This is a genomic window from Allosphingosinicella sp. (genome assembly GCF_036403745.1).
In the GTDB taxonomy this organism is placed as follows: domain Bacteria; phylum Pseudomonadota; class Alphaproteobacteria; order Sphingomonadales; family Sphingomonadaceae; genus Allosphingosinicella.
Genome location: NZ_DASWQI010000083.1, coordinates 14938 through 28657, shown reverse-complemented (window position 1 = coordinate 28657; position 13720 = coordinate 14938). Strand labels below are relative to the sequence as shown.

16 protein-coding genes are annotated in these 13720 nt (G+C 69.0%); 8 read left to right on the top strand and 8 right to left on the bottom strand.

Annotated features, from left to right (window positions below; genetic code table 11):
- Positions 1–134: 134 nt before the first annotated feature.
- Genes VGC56_RS15680 through VGC56_RS15670 form a run of 3 tightly spaced genes read right to left on the bottom strand, consistent with a single transcriptional unit; the run spans position 135 to position 3615 of the window.
- Positions 135–1388: an N-succinylarginine dihydrolase gene (locus tag VGC56_RS15680; RefSeq protein WP_464126376.1), complete on the bottom strand. Its 1254-nt coding sequence runs from the start codon at positions 1386–1388 to the stop codon at positions 135–137.
- Complete coding sequence (locus VGC56_RS15675; protein ID WP_464126374.1) at positions 1388–2407, bottom strand: arginine N-succinyltransferase; 1020 nt, start codon at positions 2405–2407, stop codon at positions 1388–1390. Before VGC56_RS15675 ends, VGC56_RS15680 begins: the two co-directional genes overlap by 1 nt.
- Entirely contained in the window at positions 2404–3615 is a 1212-nt protein-coding gene (locus tag VGC56_RS15670) for a hydrolase (protein WP_464126373.1), read from the bottom strand. Before VGC56_RS15670 ends, VGC56_RS15675 begins: the two co-directional genes overlap by 4 nt.
- A 65-nt stretch (positions 3616–3680) precedes the next feature.
- On the opposite strand from VGC56_RS15670, the gene VGC56_RS15665 reads away from it, so the two are divergent.
- Complete coding sequence (locus tag VGC56_RS15665) at positions 3681–3974, top strand: hypothetical protein (RefSeq protein WP_464126371.1); 294 nt, start codon at positions 3681–3683, stop codon at positions 3972–3974.
- 7 nt (positions 3975–3981) lie between these two features.
- Here the strand turns inward: VGC56_RS15665 and VGC56_RS15660 are convergent, their stop codons facing one another.
- Together VGC56_RS15660 and VGC56_RS15655 are read right to left on the bottom strand one after the other, a co-directional pair.
- Positions 3982–4467 carry an RNA pyrophosphohydrolase gene (locus tag VGC56_RS15660; protein WP_464126369.1) on the bottom strand — a complete coding sequence of 162 codons (486 nt, stop codon included), beginning with the start codon at positions 4465–4467 and terminating at the stop codon, positions 3982–3984.
- The gene (locus VGC56_RS15655; RefSeq protein ID WP_464126465.1) at positions 4464–5417 is read right to left on the bottom strand and encodes an alpha/beta hydrolase; all 954 of its coding nucleotides are present in this window, start codon (positions 5415–5417) and stop codon (positions 4464–4466) included. Before VGC56_RS15655 ends, VGC56_RS15660 begins: the two co-directional genes overlap by 4 nt.
- 135 nt (positions 5418–5552) lie before the next feature.
- On the opposite strand from VGC56_RS15655, the gene VGC56_RS15650 reads away from it, so the two are divergent.
- Genes VGC56_RS15650 through VGC56_RS15630 form a run of 5 tightly spaced genes read left to right on the top strand, consistent with a single transcriptional unit; the run spans position 5553 to position 9646 of the window.
- Positions 5553–7433 (top strand): 2-oxoacid:acceptor oxidoreductase subunit alpha, encoded by a 1881-nt coding sequence (locus tag VGC56_RS15650; RefSeq protein WP_464126367.1) that lies wholly within the window; start codon positions 5553–5555, stop codon positions 7431–7433.
- Positions 7414–7683 carry a CPCC family cysteine-rich protein gene (locus tag VGC56_RS15645; protein WP_464126365.1) on the top strand — a complete coding sequence of 90 codons (270 nt, stop codon included), beginning with the start codon at positions 7414–7416 and terminating at the stop codon, positions 7681–7683. Before VGC56_RS15650 ends, VGC56_RS15645 begins: the two co-directional genes overlap by 20 nt.
- Positions 7680–8705 (top strand): 2-oxoacid:ferredoxin oxidoreductase subunit beta, encoded by a 1026-nt coding sequence (locus VGC56_RS15640; protein WP_464126364.1) that lies wholly within the window; start codon positions 7680–7682, stop codon positions 8703–8705. The genes VGC56_RS15645 and VGC56_RS15640 overlap by 4 nt, the downstream gene beginning before the upstream one ends.
- Positions 8702–9160, top strand: a complete 459-nt coding sequence (locus tag VGC56_RS15635; protein ID WP_464126362.1) for a hypothetical protein — start codon at positions 8702–8704, stop codon at positions 9158–9160. The genes VGC56_RS15640 and VGC56_RS15635 overlap by 4 nt, the downstream gene beginning before the upstream one ends.
- Positions 9161–9175: 15 nt before the next feature.
- Positions 9176–9646, top strand: coding sequence for a hypothetical protein (locus tag VGC56_RS15630; protein ID WP_464126361.1), 471 nt, complete (start codon positions 9176–9178; stop codon positions 9644–9646).
- A 15-nt stretch (positions 9647–9661) separates the two neighbouring features.
- Here the strand turns inward: VGC56_RS15630 and VGC56_RS15625 are convergent, their stop codons facing one another.
- From VGC56_RS15625 to VGC56_RS15615, 3 genes are all read right to left on the bottom strand, one after another.
- The gene (locus tag VGC56_RS15625) at positions 9662–9901 is read right to left on the bottom strand and encodes a hypothetical protein (protein ID WP_464126359.1); all 240 of its coding nucleotides are present in this window, start codon (positions 9899–9901) and stop codon (positions 9662–9664) included.
- 109 nt (positions 9902–10010) lie between these two features.
- Entirely contained in the window at positions 10011–11570 is a 1560-nt protein-coding gene (locus VGC56_RS15620; protein ID WP_464126357.1) for a DEAD/DEAH box helicase, read from the bottom strand.
- Positions 11571–11663: 93 nt separating this feature from the next.
- Positions 11664–12104 carry a hypothetical protein gene (locus tag VGC56_RS15615; protein ID WP_464126355.1) on the bottom strand — a complete coding sequence of 147 codons (441 nt, stop codon included), beginning with the start codon at positions 12102–12104 and terminating at the stop codon, positions 11664–11666.
- 228 nt (positions 12105–12332) lie between these two features.
- On the opposite strand from VGC56_RS15615, the gene VGC56_RS15610 reads away from it, so the two are divergent.
- Together VGC56_RS15610 and VGC56_RS15605 are read left to right on the top strand one after the other, a co-directional pair.
- Positions 12333–13133: a SapC family protein gene (locus tag VGC56_RS15610; RefSeq protein WP_464126353.1), complete on the top strand. Its 801-nt coding sequence runs from the start codon at positions 12333–12335 to the stop codon at positions 13131–13133.
- The gene (locus tag VGC56_RS15605; protein WP_464126351.1) at positions 13133–13693 is read left to right on the top strand and encodes a cytochrome b; all 561 of its coding nucleotides are present in this window, start codon (positions 13133–13135) and stop codon (positions 13691–13693) included. Before VGC56_RS15610 ends, VGC56_RS15605 begins: the two co-directional genes overlap by 1 nt.
- Positions 13694–13720: the final 27 nt, after the last annotated feature.

The following is a 13720-nucleotide window of genomic DNA, read 5'->3' as shown; positions in this document are numbered from 1 at the left end:
GGACCATCCAAAGGGTGGTGGAGGGGTATTTGCCGCACTGAGTTCGTCGTGGAAAGTGCTCCTCCGCCGCGGATGGGAATACCCCTCCACAACCTTCGGTGGTCCCCCTCCCCATCGTCCCGATGGGGAGGCAGTTAGGCGAGCTCGGCGAGGTCCAGCGCCTGGAGGAGCGCGGCGCGGGCTCCGTCCAGCTGCGCCCAGAGGGCCGGCTCAAGCAAATCGTTCGGTGCAATGGCTTCGGGCCAGTGCGCTTCGATCACCTCGGCCAGCCGGTCGAGCTTCGCCTCATCGACCAGGAATCGCGCGTCCACCGTCGCCGGGTCCGCGACGATTCGGAGCCGCAGGCAGGCGGGGCCGCCGCCATTGGCCATGGACTGGCGGACGTCGACCACGTGGAGGCGGCGGATGGGGCCGTTGCCGGCCACCATCGTTTCGAGCCAGCGCCAGACCGAGGGGGTATCGCGCGCTTCCTCGGGAAGGATCAGCGCCATGCCGGCGCCGTCGGGGAGCGTCACCAGCTGGGCGTTGAAGAGGTAGGAGCGGATCGCGTCCTCGAGGGTGACGGCGCTCGCCGGGACTTCGACGATCTCCGCCTCCGGGAGCAGGCGCTTCAGGTCCGCGTAGAAGGCGGGGCGGTCCTCGAAGGCCTGTTCGTGGCAGAAGAGGACATGTTCGTTGGCGACCGCCACCACGTCGTTGTGGAAGGCGCCGGCCGCGATGGCCGCTTCCGACTGGCAGACGAACAGGGCGCGCTCCGGATCGAGGCCGTGGAGGCGGGCGACGGCACGGCTCGCTTCCTCGTGCTGGCGGACCGGGTAGGTGCCGCCGCGGTGGCCGTAGACGAAGACCTCCACGCCTGGGGCGCCGTGGCTGGCGCTGAGGCGCATGTGGTTGGCCGCGCCCTCGTCGCCGAAGGTCGCCGGGACCGGCGGGTGGACCGTGAAGGCGTCGGCGGCAAAGGCGAGGCGCAGCTGGGCGAGGGTCTCGGGCCATTCGTGGCTGCGGTGCGCCATGGTGCGCAGGTTTGCGACGGTGAGGTGGCAGCGGCCGTCCCGCGTGTCGGGGGCGGGGGAGATGGAGGCGGCGTTGGCGGCCCACATCGCCGAGGCGGAGAAAGCGGCGGGGCGCAGGGATGCCGGGACGTGCTCGATCGTCGTGCCGAGTTTGGTGAGCCAGGCCCGGTCCGGACGGCGGTGGGGGAGGAGGAGGCCCTGTGCGAGGCCGAGGCGGATATTGTGGCGCATCTTTTCCAGCCCCTGCAGCGCCGCGGCGCGGGGGTGGGAGACGAGGCCCTTGTTGGTGGCCGAGGCGATATTCCCGAGGCTGAGGCCGGAATAATTGTGGCTCGGCCCGATGATGCCGTCGAAATTGATCTCGGCGATCGGCATCAGCGGCTCATAGCGAGGAAGGTGTCGCCGGGCTGGATGCCGAGCAGGGCAGCGGTGCGGCGGTCGAGGGTGCCGGTGCCATCCGGCTCGTGGCGCAAATTCCCGCAGGCGGCGGCGAAGTGGCGCAGGGTGCCGGCGGCGAAGATCATGCCGGGGCCTTCGACCTGATCCGCGACCGCGCCGAGGACCAATTCCTTCGAGTCCCGAATGGTGTGGACGTCGTCGGTGTTGGCGACCATCGTCGGACCGCCGTCGAAGATGTCGACATAGCAATCCTGGCGAAAGCCCTCGCGCTCCAGCATTCGCATCGCGGCGCGGCCGGAGGGGTGCGGGATGCCCATGACGTGGGTTGCGGTCTCGGGGAGCATGGCGGTGTAGATCGGCGTCTTTGGCATCAGGTCGGCGATGAACTGGGTGCCGTGGGCGGCGTTGAATTCGTCGGCTTCCTGGAAGTTCATCGCGAAGAAGCGGCCGGCGATCGCGTCCCAGAAGGGCGAGCCGCCGCTCTCGTCGATGACGCCGCGCAACTCGGCGATCACCCGGCGGGCGAAGCGCGGGCGGTGGAGCTTCATGAACAGATAGCGGCTGCGGGCGAGGAGGAGGCCGAGGCCGCCGGCGCGCTCGCCCGGGTGGAGGAACAGGCCGCCGACTTCGGACGAGCCTTCAAGGTCGGTGGTGAGGTTGAGCATCTGGGCGCGGAAGGTCTTGCCGAGCGCCTTCGACGTCTGGGTGAGGGTGCCGATCCGGTAGGAATAGAAAGGCGCCTCGGTCCCGACCGTCGAGAAGAGCTGGCAGGTGCCGCGGATCTGGCCGGTGTCGGCATTCTCCAGCACGAAGAGGAACAGGTCGTCGGTCGGCTCGGTGGCGTCCGATGCAAAGCCTTTTTCGGAGCGGATCAGCTTTTCGACCAGGGCGCCGCGGTCAGGCGGGAGGTTGGTGAAGCCGCCGCCCGTCAATTTGGCCATCTCGTAGATCGCCTGGAAATCGTCATTGCCCGCCGGGCGCACACGAAAGCTCACAATTCCTCCCCCAAAGCGAGCCGCATCAGCACCAGGGCCGAAAGCTGGGCGCGCTCGGCCAGGCTCTCGACGATCAGATATTCGTCGGCGGAATGGATGGCGCCGCCGCGTACCCCCATCGTGTCGACCACCGGCACCCCGCAGGCGGCGATGTTGTTGCCGTCGCACACGCCGCCGCTCGCCTGCCAGGCGATGGGCTGGCCGAGCTCCGCGCCGCAGCGGCGGACGAGATCGAAGAGCTTTTCGGCGCCGGCGTCGAGCGGCTTGGGTGGACGGCCGAAGCCGCCGTGCATGTTTATGCGGACGTCGCGTGCGGCGGAGACGGCGGCGATCGCCTCGTGGAGGGCGGCGGACGCTTCGTCCTGGTCGGCGGGCGCCGCTGGCCGCATGTTTATGCGAAGAACTGCATGATCGGGAACGACGTTGTTCGGCCCGCCGCCGTCGATCCGCGCCGGGTTGACGCTGAGCCCCGGCCGCTTCGCCGCATCGAGGCGCAAGGCGAGGTCGGCGGCGGCGACGAGGGCATTGCGGCCCTCCTCGGGATTGCGCCCGGCATGGGCGCTGCGGCCGCGGACGTGGAGCGAGAAATTGCCGCTGCCGGGGCGGGCTCCCGCGAGGGTCCCGTCGGGAAGCGCGGAAGGCTCGTAGGTCAGGGCTGCGCGTTTCCCCCGTGCGGCGTCGGCGATGAGGGCGGCGGAACCGGGAGAGCCGACCTCCTCGTCGGAATTGATCACCACTTCGTAGCCGATCCGCTCCCGCTCCTCCCAGCTTTCCAACGCGGTAAGGGCGGCGAGCATGACGGCGAGGCCGCCCTTCATGTCAGCGACGCCGGGGCCGCGCAGCATCTTGGCGCCGAGCCATTCGAGCCGCTGAAACGGGTGGTCGGCGCCGTAGACCGTGTCCATGTGGCCGGTCAGCAGCACCTGCACCGGCGCCTCCGGGCGCACCCTCAAGTGGAGGTTCCGGCCATGGGCCACGGGCTTCAGCGAGCCGTCCGCCTCCATCGCCTCGACCGGCGCCGGATCGAGCAGCCGGACCTCTCCGGGAAGCTTTGCAAAGGCGCCGGCGAGGAGGTCCGCCATGCGCGCCAGACCTTCGAGATTGGCCGAGCCGCTGTTGACGCGCGCCCAGGCTTCGACCTGGCCCAGCATCGGCGCAGCCGCGGCGATGCTGAGCACCGCCGCCTCGTCTCGTAACACCTCCGGCATGAGGCGAAGCTCTAGCCGAGGAAAAGCGGCGGCGTAACCCCCGGGACGCCCGCTTCCCAAGCCCGATGGCGCGTGACAGGATGCGCGCCATGCTCGTCTTCTTCGCCCTCGCATTTGTCGAAACCCTGGTGCTCAGCCGCGCCGCATTGTGGCTGATGCGGCGTTGGGACGGGGGCATGCCGCGGCTGTGGGCTGCGCACCTCGTCAGCTTCGCGCTCTGCTACGCCTGGTTCGCGTTCGGCGCCTTTGACGGCAAGGTCTACCTGGCCGGTGGGTGGGCCTATCTGCTGCCGCAGGGCCTGTGGCTGGCGGTCGACTTCTACCGCGGCAAGGGGGAGCGCGAGGAGCTCGGCGGCTGACGGCGGCTCAGAGCCGGTCGCGGAAGGCTTCGAGGACCGCTTCGTAAAGTTCGCGCTTGAACGGCACGATCATCTTCGGGAGGTCTTCCGGGTCGATCCACTTCCAGGCGCGGAATTCAGGCTCCGGGGTGGCGATGTTGACGTCGCTGTCCTCGCCGAGGAAGCGGAGCAGGAACCAATGCTGCTCCTGGCCCCGCCAGCGGCCTTTCCAGAGCTTGCCGACAAGGTCGGCGGGCAGATCGTAGGTGAGGGGCCGGGGCGCTGCGGCGACGATCTCCACCTTGTCGCGGGGGATGCCCGTCTCTTCCTCCAGCTCCCTCAGCGCGCCGTCCTCCGGCGTCTCGCCGGGATCAAGGCCGCCCTGCGGCATTTGCCAGGCCTCCAGCGTCGAATCGATCCGCTGGGCCACGAACACCTTCCCCTCGCGGTTGAGCAGCATGACCCCCGCGCCGGGGCGGTAGGGGAGGGTGGCTGGGTCCCTGGTCTCGGTCATGACGACGTCGCCTCCTTCAGCATCCGCTTCAATATTGCGAAGCAGGCGTCGATATCCTGCTGGGAAGAGGGAAGGGCGCGGCGCAGGTTGATGAACCCGTGGATGGTGCCCTTCGCTTCTCGGAACACGGTGTCGACGCCGGCCTGCGCACAGGCGGCGGCGTAGGCGCGGCCCTGGTCGCGGATCGGGTCGAGCGAGGCGGTGAGGATCAGGGTGGGGGGCATGCCGGCCTGGCTCTTCACCAGAGGCGAGTAGCGCCAGTCGCGCTTGCGGGGCCGGTAGCAGCGGTCGAACCAGTCCATGCCGTCGCGGGTGAGGAGATAGCCTTCGCCGAAATCCTCGAACGAGGGATAGCCCTGCTCGGGATCGGCGGCGGGGTAGATCGGCCATTGCGCCAGCACCGGCGCCGCGGCCGGTTCGTCGCGGAGCGCAAGGCTGATCACGATGGCGAGATTGCCGCCGGCGCTGTCGCCGCAGGGGACGAGGCCGGTCACCTCCCGGCCGAGCTCTTCCGGGCTCGCAGCGGCCCAGCGGGCGGCGGCGATGCAATCCTCAGGTCCGGCGGGGAAGGAATGCTCGGGGGCGAGGCGATAGGCGACCGCCAGAACCGGCAGGTCCATCTCCCGCGCCATCTCCGCACAGAAGGGCTCGTGCGTGTCGAGGTCGCCGAGCACGAAGCCGCCGCCGTGCATGAACAGGATGAGCGGGGAGGGGCCGCGGCTCTCGCGCGCATCGTAGAGCCGCAGCGGGATCGTGTTGCCGTCCGGGCCGGGGCAGGCGAGGTCGCGGAGGACCGCCAGCTCCCCCACCGGCGCGTCGGCGACGTGGCGCGAGGCGAGCATCATCGTCCGCGCCTCGTTCGGTCCGACCTCGTGGCTCTTGGGCCCGGGCAGGGTGTTCAGATAATCGAGGAAGGTGCGCACGTCGGGCCGGACGTAGATTGCCACCAGCAGACTCCGTTGGAAAGCGAATCGGGATTGCTTATCTCGCCGCTCCATAGGCGAAGCCCGCCGCGCCGCCACCTGTTGTGGCCGAACACAGCGGCGGGTAGAGACGAACCCGTTCACATCGAAGGATAAGCGATCTTGGCGACGGCCACGCACCTCCTCACACCCGAAGAAGCCGGCGCCCATCCCGCGCCCGAGGCGGTCGTCGTCCGCTTCGCAGGCGACAGTGGCGACGGCATGCAGCTGACCGGCGGGCAGTTCACCCTGTCGACGGCGCTGGCCGGCAACGACCTGGCGACCTTCCCCGATTTCCCGGCCGAGATCCGCGCGCCGCAGGGGACGACCTTCGGCGTCTCCGCCTTCCAGATCAATTTCGGATCGACCGCGATCGAGACGGCGGGCGATGCGCCCGACGTGCTGGTGGCGATGAACCCCGCCGCGCTCAAGGTGAACGCCCAAGACCTGAAGCCCGGCGGCCTGATCATCGCCGACGAGGGCGAGTTCGGCGCCCGCAACCTCGCCAAGGCCGGCTACGAGGCGAATCCGCTCCAGGATGGCTCGCTCGCCAAATGGCAGGTCATCGCCTTCAACATCTCGCAGCTCACCCTCGACGCCGTGAAGCCGTTCGGCCTCGGCAACAAGGAGGCTTTGCGCTGCAAGAACATGTGGACGCTGGGCCTGGCGCTCTGGATGTTCGACCGCGACCGGGCGCCGCTGATTGAATGGCTGCGCACCAAGTTCGCCAAGGCGCCGGAGCTTGCCGAAGCCAATATTGCCGCCCTCAACGCCGGCCATGCCTATGGCGAGACGGCGGAGATCGGCGGCCAGTTCCACCAGCACCATATCGAGCCGGCCCCGGCGGCGCCGGGCCTCTACCGGACCGTCACCGGGGCGGAGTCGATCTCGCTCGGGCTGGTGGCGGGCGCCCAGCTCGCGGGGCTGAAGATGTTCTTCGGCGGCTATCCGATCACGCCGGCCTCGGCGATCCTCCACCATCTCTCGCGCCTCAAGGAATATGGCGTCACCACTTTCCAGGCGGAGGACGAGATCGCCGCCATCGGCTCGGCGATCGGCGCGAGTTATGCCGGATCGCTCGGCGTCACCTCCTCGTCGGGGCCGGGCATCGCGCTCAAGGCCGAGGCGATGGGGCTGGCGATCATGACCGAGCTCCCCCTGGTGATCGTCAACTCCCAGCGCGGGGGGCCCTCGACGGGCCTTCCAACCAAGACCGAGCAGTCGGATCTCTACCAGGCGGTCTACGGCCGCAACGGCGACGCGCCGATGCCGGTCATCGCCGCCCGCTCGCCGGCCGACGCGTTCGACTGTGCCATCGAGGCGTGCCGCATCGCCGTCCAGTATATGACGCCGGTGATGCTGCTGACGGACGGCTATATCGCCAATGCCGCCGAGCCGTGGCGCGTGCCGGATATGTCTCAATATCAGCCGTTTCCGGTCGAGTTCTACGACGATCAGCCAAGCGAGGACGCGCCGTTCAGCCCCTACGCCCGCGACGGCAAGCTCGCCCGCGTCTGGGTGAAGCCGGGCACGCCGGGCCTCACCCACCGGATCGGCGGCATCGAGAAGAATTTCGGCACGGGCCACATCGACTATGCGCCGGACAACCACCAGAAGATGACCGACACCCGCGCCGCCAAGGTGCTCGGCGTCGCGGATTCGATCCCGGGCCAGGACGTGTGCCTCGGCGAACCGGGCGGTCGGCTGGCGGTGGTCGGCTGGGGCTCGACCTTCGGGCCCATCCACCAGGCGGTGCGGCGGGCGCGGGGCAGGGGCCTCGACGCCAGCCATATCCACCTTCGCCACATCTGGCCGATGCCGAAGAATTTCGGAGACCTGCTAAGGTCTTACGACCGGATCATCGTACCGGAAATGAACACGGGGCAATTGAAGACGCTGCTCCGCGACCAGTTTCTGGTCGACGCCCGGCCGCTCACCAAGACCAGCGGCCAGCCCTTCAAGATCGCCGAGATCGAAGCGGCCATTGAGGAAGCCCTTGCCTGATCATGCCTGCCCCTGCTGCGGTGAGACGCGCTTCGCCGAAGGGGGAAGCTATGAGATCTGCCTCGTCTGCAACTGGGAGGATGATCCGGCCCAGGCGGACGACGTGGACTTCGCGGGCGGAGCAAATCAGATGTCGCTCCGGGACGCGCGGTCTTACTGGCAGAACGCCGGGAAGCCGCTACCGCCGAACAGGACACCCGAACGTGAAGAGGCCCGTGCGTCGGTGCGGGCGTTAGGACAGCAGACATGAACGAGATGACCAAGCTCACCGCGAAGGATTTCGCGACCGACCAGGAGGTGCGCTGGTGCCCCGGCTGCGGCGATTACGCGGTGCTGAAGGCGGTGCAGCGGACCATGCCGGAGCTCGGCGTGCGGCCGGAGAATGTCGTGTTCGTCTCCGGCATCGGCTGCTCGAGCCGCTTTCCCTATTACATGGAGACCTACGGCTTCCACACCATCCACGGCCGCGCGCCGACCTTCGCGACCGGGATCAAGCTCGCCAATCCCGAATTGGACGTTTGGATCATCACCGGCGACGGCGATGCGCTGTCGATCGGCGGCAACCACTCGATGCACGTGCTGCGGCGCAACCTCGATTGCCAGATATTGCTTTTCAACAACGAGATCTACGGCCTTACGAAGGGCCAATATTCTCCGACGAGCCGGGTGGGCACGCGCAGCCCGTCGACGCCGTTCGGCTCGGTCGACCGGCCCGCCAGCCCGTGCGCCTTTGCGCTGGGTTCGGGCGCCCGCTTCGTCGCGCGCGGCATCGACGTCCACAAGAACCTTCCCGACGTGCTCAAGGCCGCGCATGCCCACAAGGGCGCCTCGTTCGTCGAAATCTACCAGAATTGCATCGTCTACAATGACGACGTCTTCGCGCCCTTCACCGCCAAGGAGCATGCCGGGAACCAGCTGTGGCTGAAGGCGGGAGAGCCGATGCTGTTCGCCGCCGGCACCAAGGGCATTGCGCTCGACCGCGAGCGGCTGGCGCTGGCCATCGTCGACGTCGAGGGCGGCGACTGGCAGGCGGCCGGCGTGCTCGTCCACGATCCGAAGAACCGCTCGGTCGCGCACATGCTGGTCGAAATGCCCCTGGGCGGCGGCTGGCCGACGGCGCTGGGCGTTCTCTACGAGGATCCCGCCCCCACCTTCGAAAGCGCCGTCGTCCGCCAGAATGCGGAGGCCAGCGCCGGCAAGACCCCCGACCTCCAGGCTTTGGTCTCGAAGGGCCAGAGCTGGATGGTGACCAAGGAGCCCCACGAAATATGATCCTGTCTCTCCTCCTCGCTGCCGCCGCCGCGGCCCAGCCCGCCCCGGCCGCGACGGCGCCCGCCGCGCCGCCCACCCAGGCCGAGCAGATGGCGCAGTTCGAGCAGTCGCTGCGCCAGCGCGGCTTTTCGGACGCCGGCGTCCGCGCCATCCTCGCCGGTGCGCCGCAGGGCGCCGCCCAGGGCCGCACGCTGCAGACCCAGGGCGAGGCCGCCGTCGCCGAGCTGCGCGCCGCCGCCGCCGCCAATCCGGTCGACGTCGCGCGGGTCGGCGCGGACCTCCGCCGCCTCGACGACATCAGCGCCCAGCTCGCCCGCGTCGGCACCGACGCGACGATCCGCAACCTGCAGGTGCTTTCGGAGCCGGACCGCCGGCTGCTGCTCGAGACGATGGGCCTGCGCGGCAACCCGCAGGCGGCCCCCGGCGCCCCGCCGGCGCCCGCGCCGGGCCGGTAAGCGGGGGGAGGGCGATTGCGCATCGCCCTCGCCTTGCTGATCGCGGCGGCCCAGGCCCCGACCGTCGAGGTCCACACGCCGCCCGGCTCTGGCGAGATCACGCTCGCCTACATCGAGATCGGCGACGGCACCTACATCGACACATTCTCTGAGGAGACGCCGTCCGAGGACGGCACCCTCAGCATCGACCTGGGGCGGCCGATTTTTGCGCATTCGGCCCGCATCGTGCGGCGGTTCGCCGGGCCGCGGCTGCCGCCGGACGTGGTCGTCCACCGCATCTGGCGGCATGCCAGTACCGGGCTGATCGGCCGCAAGCGCTTCCTCGCCTTCCTCGAGCGAACCGACAAAGGCTATTATTTCGTCCAGTGGAGCGTGGCGCCCGACGGCCGCCGCGCCTGCATGCCGGCGGAGGTGGTCGAGCATTACGGGATCACCGGGGGCGTTCAGGCGGCGGAGGGGGAGGTCTGCCTCCCGTTGCGCGACTAGCCCGCGAGCGGCGGCTCAGTCGCCCTGGCGCCGGGCTGCCGCCTTGCGGTCGTTGCTGCGCGCGAGGAGGTAGAGGAAGGGGGCGAGGCCGAGGATGACGCCCATCACCGTGCCCATCGTCCGGCCGATCACCCGCCCCGCGTCGGGGCTCGCCCCGTGCGAAGTGGCGGCGGCGTTGGCGAGATAGACCCAGCCGACCGCAAGGCAGATCTCGATCATGGCGAGCAGGATGAGGGTTCTGGTGGCTCTGGTCATCGCGTGGGTCCCCCCTGGGCGCGGGAACCGTAGCAGAGCCGCGCCGGCCGTGCGAATCGGCCTCGCGTCGCGGCAGGCGTCGGCGACGATCAGCCGCCGCCGGGTGGGATCAGGTGCCGAAGCTCTGGCCGAGGAAGCCGGGGATCGGGCCGTTCCAGCCCTCCTCATCGGCCTCGGCCTGGGATGTGGGGCGGGCGCGGCCGGCGTTGCGGCGGGGACGCTCCTCGCTCGGCTCGGGCGCGCGTTCGCGCTTAGGCTCCGGCGGCGGCGCGTTAGCCTCCTCCTTGCGCTCGGGTCGCGGCGTCCGCTCGCTGCGGTGGGGACGCTCCTCGCTCGGCTCGGGCGCGCGTTCGCGGCTGCGTTCCGGCGGCGGCGCCTTGGCCTCTTCCTTGCGCTCGGGCCGCGGCTTGGGCTCGGCGCGGCGGGGCCGCTCCTCGCGGGCGGTTTCGGCAGGGGCCGAGCGGCCGCGGCCGCCGCGCTCGCGGCTGCGGCGCGGACGCGCTTCGCTCTCCTCGGCCGGGGCATCCGCCTCCGGCTCGACGGGCGCCGCGCCGGCAATGGCGTCGACCGGGCGGATCTTCGCGCCGGTCAGCTTCTCGATCGCGTCGATCGCCTCGGCGTCGGCGCTGGTGGCGAGGGTGATGGCGATGCCGGTCTTGCCCGCCCGGCCGGTGCGGCCGATGCGGTGGATATAATCGTCCGGATGCCACGGCACGTCGTAGTTGAAGACGTGGCTGACGTCCTTGATGTCGAGGCCGCGGGCGGCGACGTCGGAGGCGACGAGGATATTGATGTCGCCGTCCTTGAAGCGGTCGAGCTCGCGGATGCGCTCGGCCTGCTCCATGTCGCCGTGGATCTCGCCGGCGCGCAGGCCCGCGCGCTTCAGGCTCTGCTGGAGCTCGCGCACCGTCGTCTTCCGGTTGCAGAAGACGATGGCGGTGCGCACGTCGTTACCCGACAGGCGGTCGGTCAGCACCTGCTTCTTCTTGCGCGCGTCGACCTTGAGGAGGCGCTGGTCGATCGACGCGTTGGCAGTGGCGGGCCGCGCCACCTGGATCGTCTTGGGGTTCGACAGGAACTTGTCGGCGAGCTTCTTGATCGGTCCCGGCATCGTCGCGGAGAAGAGCAGGGTCTGGCGCTGCGACGGCAGCTTCGAACAGATTTCCTCGATGTCGGGGATGAAGCCCATGTCGAGCATGCGGTCCGCCTCGTCGATGACGAGGAGGTTGCAATCGTTGAGCATGATCTTGCCGCGGCCGAACAGGTCCATCAGCCGGCCCGGCGTCGCGATCAGCACGTCGACGCCCTTGGCGAGCGCCTTCTGCTGGTCGCCCATCGAGACGCCGCCGATGAGCAGGGCCATCGAAAGCTTGTGGTACTTGCCGTATTTCTCGAAATTCTCGGCGACCTGGGCGGCGAGCTCGCGGGTCGGCTCGAGGATCAGCGAGCGCGGCATGCGCGCGCGACTACGGCCCTGGGCGAGGATGTCGATCATCGGCAGCACGAAGCCGGCGGTCTTGCCGGTGCCGGTCTGGGCGATGCCGATGATGTCGCGCATCATCAGGACGGACGGGATCGCCTGGGTCTGGATCGGGGTGGGCTCGGTGTAGCCCGATTCCTCCACTGCGCGGAGCAATTCGTCGGAAAGGCCGAGATCGGCAAAGCTCATAAAAAATCCGGAAAAAACGATGCGGGCCGCCGGGGTGCCGCAACCGCCTGCCGCTTGGGCAAACGAGGCTCGATTGTCAAGGAAAGCCGCGCCTCAGCGGGGTTTCAGGCTGCGGAACTTGTGGATGTCGCACTGCCCGCCGATCCGCGAGCGGATCGCGTCGCGCTCCGCGCAGACCATGCCATCGGGATTGGGCGCGATGTAGAAACCGTAATAATAACCGAGCGCTGGGCAGTCCGCCTCGAAGCGGGCGCGGACCCGGCCGCCGCCCTGGAGGAGGAAATCGACGCTCTGCGGCCCGCTGACCGCCGCTCCGGCGAGCATCTTGGCGGGGACACATTTGGGGCCCTTCTTCTCCTTCCACTCCGCGGAGGCGGCGAGGGCAGGCCCGGCGGGGCCGCGGGTGATGCGCACGACGATCTGCTCGCGGATGATGACGGTTCCGTAACCCGGCGGCGGCGCCTGCGCCGGGCGCGGCGGCGCAGCCCCGCCCGCGGCGAGGAGCAGCAGAACGGCGCCCACCGGCTTCAGCATCCCGTCTTGTCCATGGCCGAGGCATGTCGGGCCGGACCCTTGAACATGCGATTAATCGTCATCCCCGCAATCCTCGCCGCTCCAGCGTAACGCAAAGGCACGTGATCGCAAATAGATGGGCCTCATGCAGCCTTGTGCTTGCGCACCGGGCCCAAGCCCCATAGACGGTGCGGCGACACGAGCGGCCGCGGGGGCGGCGGCTCTCAACCGAATGGAGAGACCTCAGTCATGGCGAGCCAGCCCGCGCCCAACGCGTTGCCGATCTTCTACGGCGGCCTCGAGCCGCTTTCGAGCAACATGCACCCCAATCACCATAACAAGTCGGCCGACCGCGCGCCGTTCCTGTCGAACGCCCACGCCATCCCGATCACGATCGACGAGTTCGTCTCCGCGCAGCGCAATTATCCGATCGTCTTCTCGAGCGGCGAGGGGAACGTGCCGCTCGCGCTGATGGGTCTCAATGACGGCGTCAACGTCTTCGTCGATTCTGACGGCAAGGTGCAGGACGACGTCTACGTCCCGGCCTATGTCCGCCGCTACCCGTACATGCTCGCCCGCCTGCAGCCCGACGCGCAGGAGCTGTCGCTCTGCTTCGACCCGACCAGCGGCCTGGTCGGCGCCTTCGACGAGGGCGAGCCCCTGTTCGACGGCGACAAGCCGAGCGAGACGACCAACAACATCCTGCGCTTCTGCGAGGAGTTCGAGCTCTCCGCCCAGCGCACCGTCAACTTCATGAACGATTTGAAGGAAACCGGTCTGTTGATGGAGGGCGAAGTCTCGATCCAGCCCAATGGCGCCGAGCAGCCCTTCCTCTATCGCGGCTTCCAGATGGTCGACGAGGAGAAGCTGCGGAACCTCTCCGAGGAAGAATCGTCCAAGCTGCAGAAGAACGGGATGCTCGCCTTGATCTACGCCCATTTGTTTTCGGTCCAGCTGATCCGCGACGTGTTCGCGAAGCAGATGATGCAGGGCAAGGGGCCGCAGGTCCCGCAGGCGGGCGCCGCGGCGGCTCCGGCGGGCAACGCCTGATGGCATCGGCGCCGGCGATGACCGGGATGGAGACGGACCGCTACACCAACGTCGCGGTCGCCCTCCACTGGATCATCGCGGCGCTGATCGTCGCTAACCTCTTCCTCGGCTTCTTCCACGAGGATTTCGGCAAGGGCGCGACGCCCGTGCTGATGACGCTGCACAAGTCGATTGGCTTCACCGTGCTGGCGCTGAGCCTCGCCCGCCTGGCGTGGCGGCTCACCCACCGTCCGCCCCGCGCCGACGCGGTGCTGAAGCGGTGGGAGGCGACCCTCGCGGCGCTCACCCAATGGCTGTTCTACGGCCTGATGATCGCGCTGCCCGTCACCGGCTGGATCCTGAGCTCCGGCAACGGCCGCGCGACGAACTGGTTCTGGCTGTTCAAGATCCCTCCGCTCGGCGTCAGCAAGGCGACGGGCCGGGAGTTCGCGGAATATCATGAATATCTCGGCTGGACGATGCTGGCCCTGCTGCTCCTCCACATCGCTGGCGCATTGACCCACCAGCTCCAGGGGCACCGCCAGGTGCTCGGGCGCATGGTGCCGCGGATGCTGCGCTAGGAGGGCGCAGGCCCCCCCTCGAATTCA

What these genes read in the sequence shown, in the direction of transcription:
- VGC56_RS15680 (WP_464126376.1), bottom strand. Translation starts at nt 1,388, where the DNA reads ATGCCGATCGCCGAGATCAATTTCGACGGCATCATCGGGCCGAGCCAC.
- VGC56_RS15670 (WP_464126373.1), bottom strand. Translation starts at nt 3,615, where the DNA reads ATGCCGGAGGTGTTACGAGACGAGGCGGCGGTGCTCAGCATCGCCGCG.
- VGC56_RS15665 (WP_464126371.1), top strand. Translation starts at nt 3,681, where the DNA reads ATGGCGCGTGACAGGATGCGCGCCATGCTCGTCTTCTTCGCCCTCGCA.
- VGC56_RS15660 (WP_464126369.1), bottom strand. Translation starts at nt 4,467, where the DNA reads ATGACCGAGACCAGGGACCCAGCCACCCTCCCCTACCGCCCCGGCGCG.
- VGC56_RS15640 (WP_464126364.1), top strand. Translation starts at nt 7,680, where the DNA reads ATGAACGAGATGACCAAGCTCACCGCGAAGGATTTCGCGACCGACCAG.
- VGC56_RS15635 (WP_464126362.1), top strand. Translation starts at nt 8,702, where the DNA reads ATGATCCTGTCTCTCCTCCTCGCTGCCGCCGCCGCGGCCCAGCCCGCC.
- VGC56_RS15625 (WP_464126359.1), bottom strand. Translation starts at nt 9,901, where the DNA reads ATGACCAGAGCCACCAGAACCCTCATCCTGCTCGCCATGATCGAGATC.
- VGC56_RS15620 (WP_464126357.1), bottom strand. Translation starts at nt 11,570, where the DNA reads ATGAGCTTTGCCGATCTCGGCCTTTCCGACGAATTGCTCCGCGCAGTG.
- VGC56_RS15615 (WP_464126355.1), bottom strand. Translation starts at nt 12,104, where the DNA reads ATGCTGAAGCCGGTGGGCGCCGTTCTGCTGCTCCTCGCCGCGGGCGGG.
- VGC56_RS15610 (WP_464126353.1), top strand. Translation starts at nt 12,333, where the DNA reads ATGGCGAGCCAGCCCGCGCCCAACGCGTTGCCGATCTTCTACGGCGGC.
- VGC56_RS15605 (WP_464126351.1), top strand. Translation starts at nt 13,133, where the DNA reads ATGGCATCGGCGCCGGCGATGACCGGGATGGAGACGGACCGCTACACC.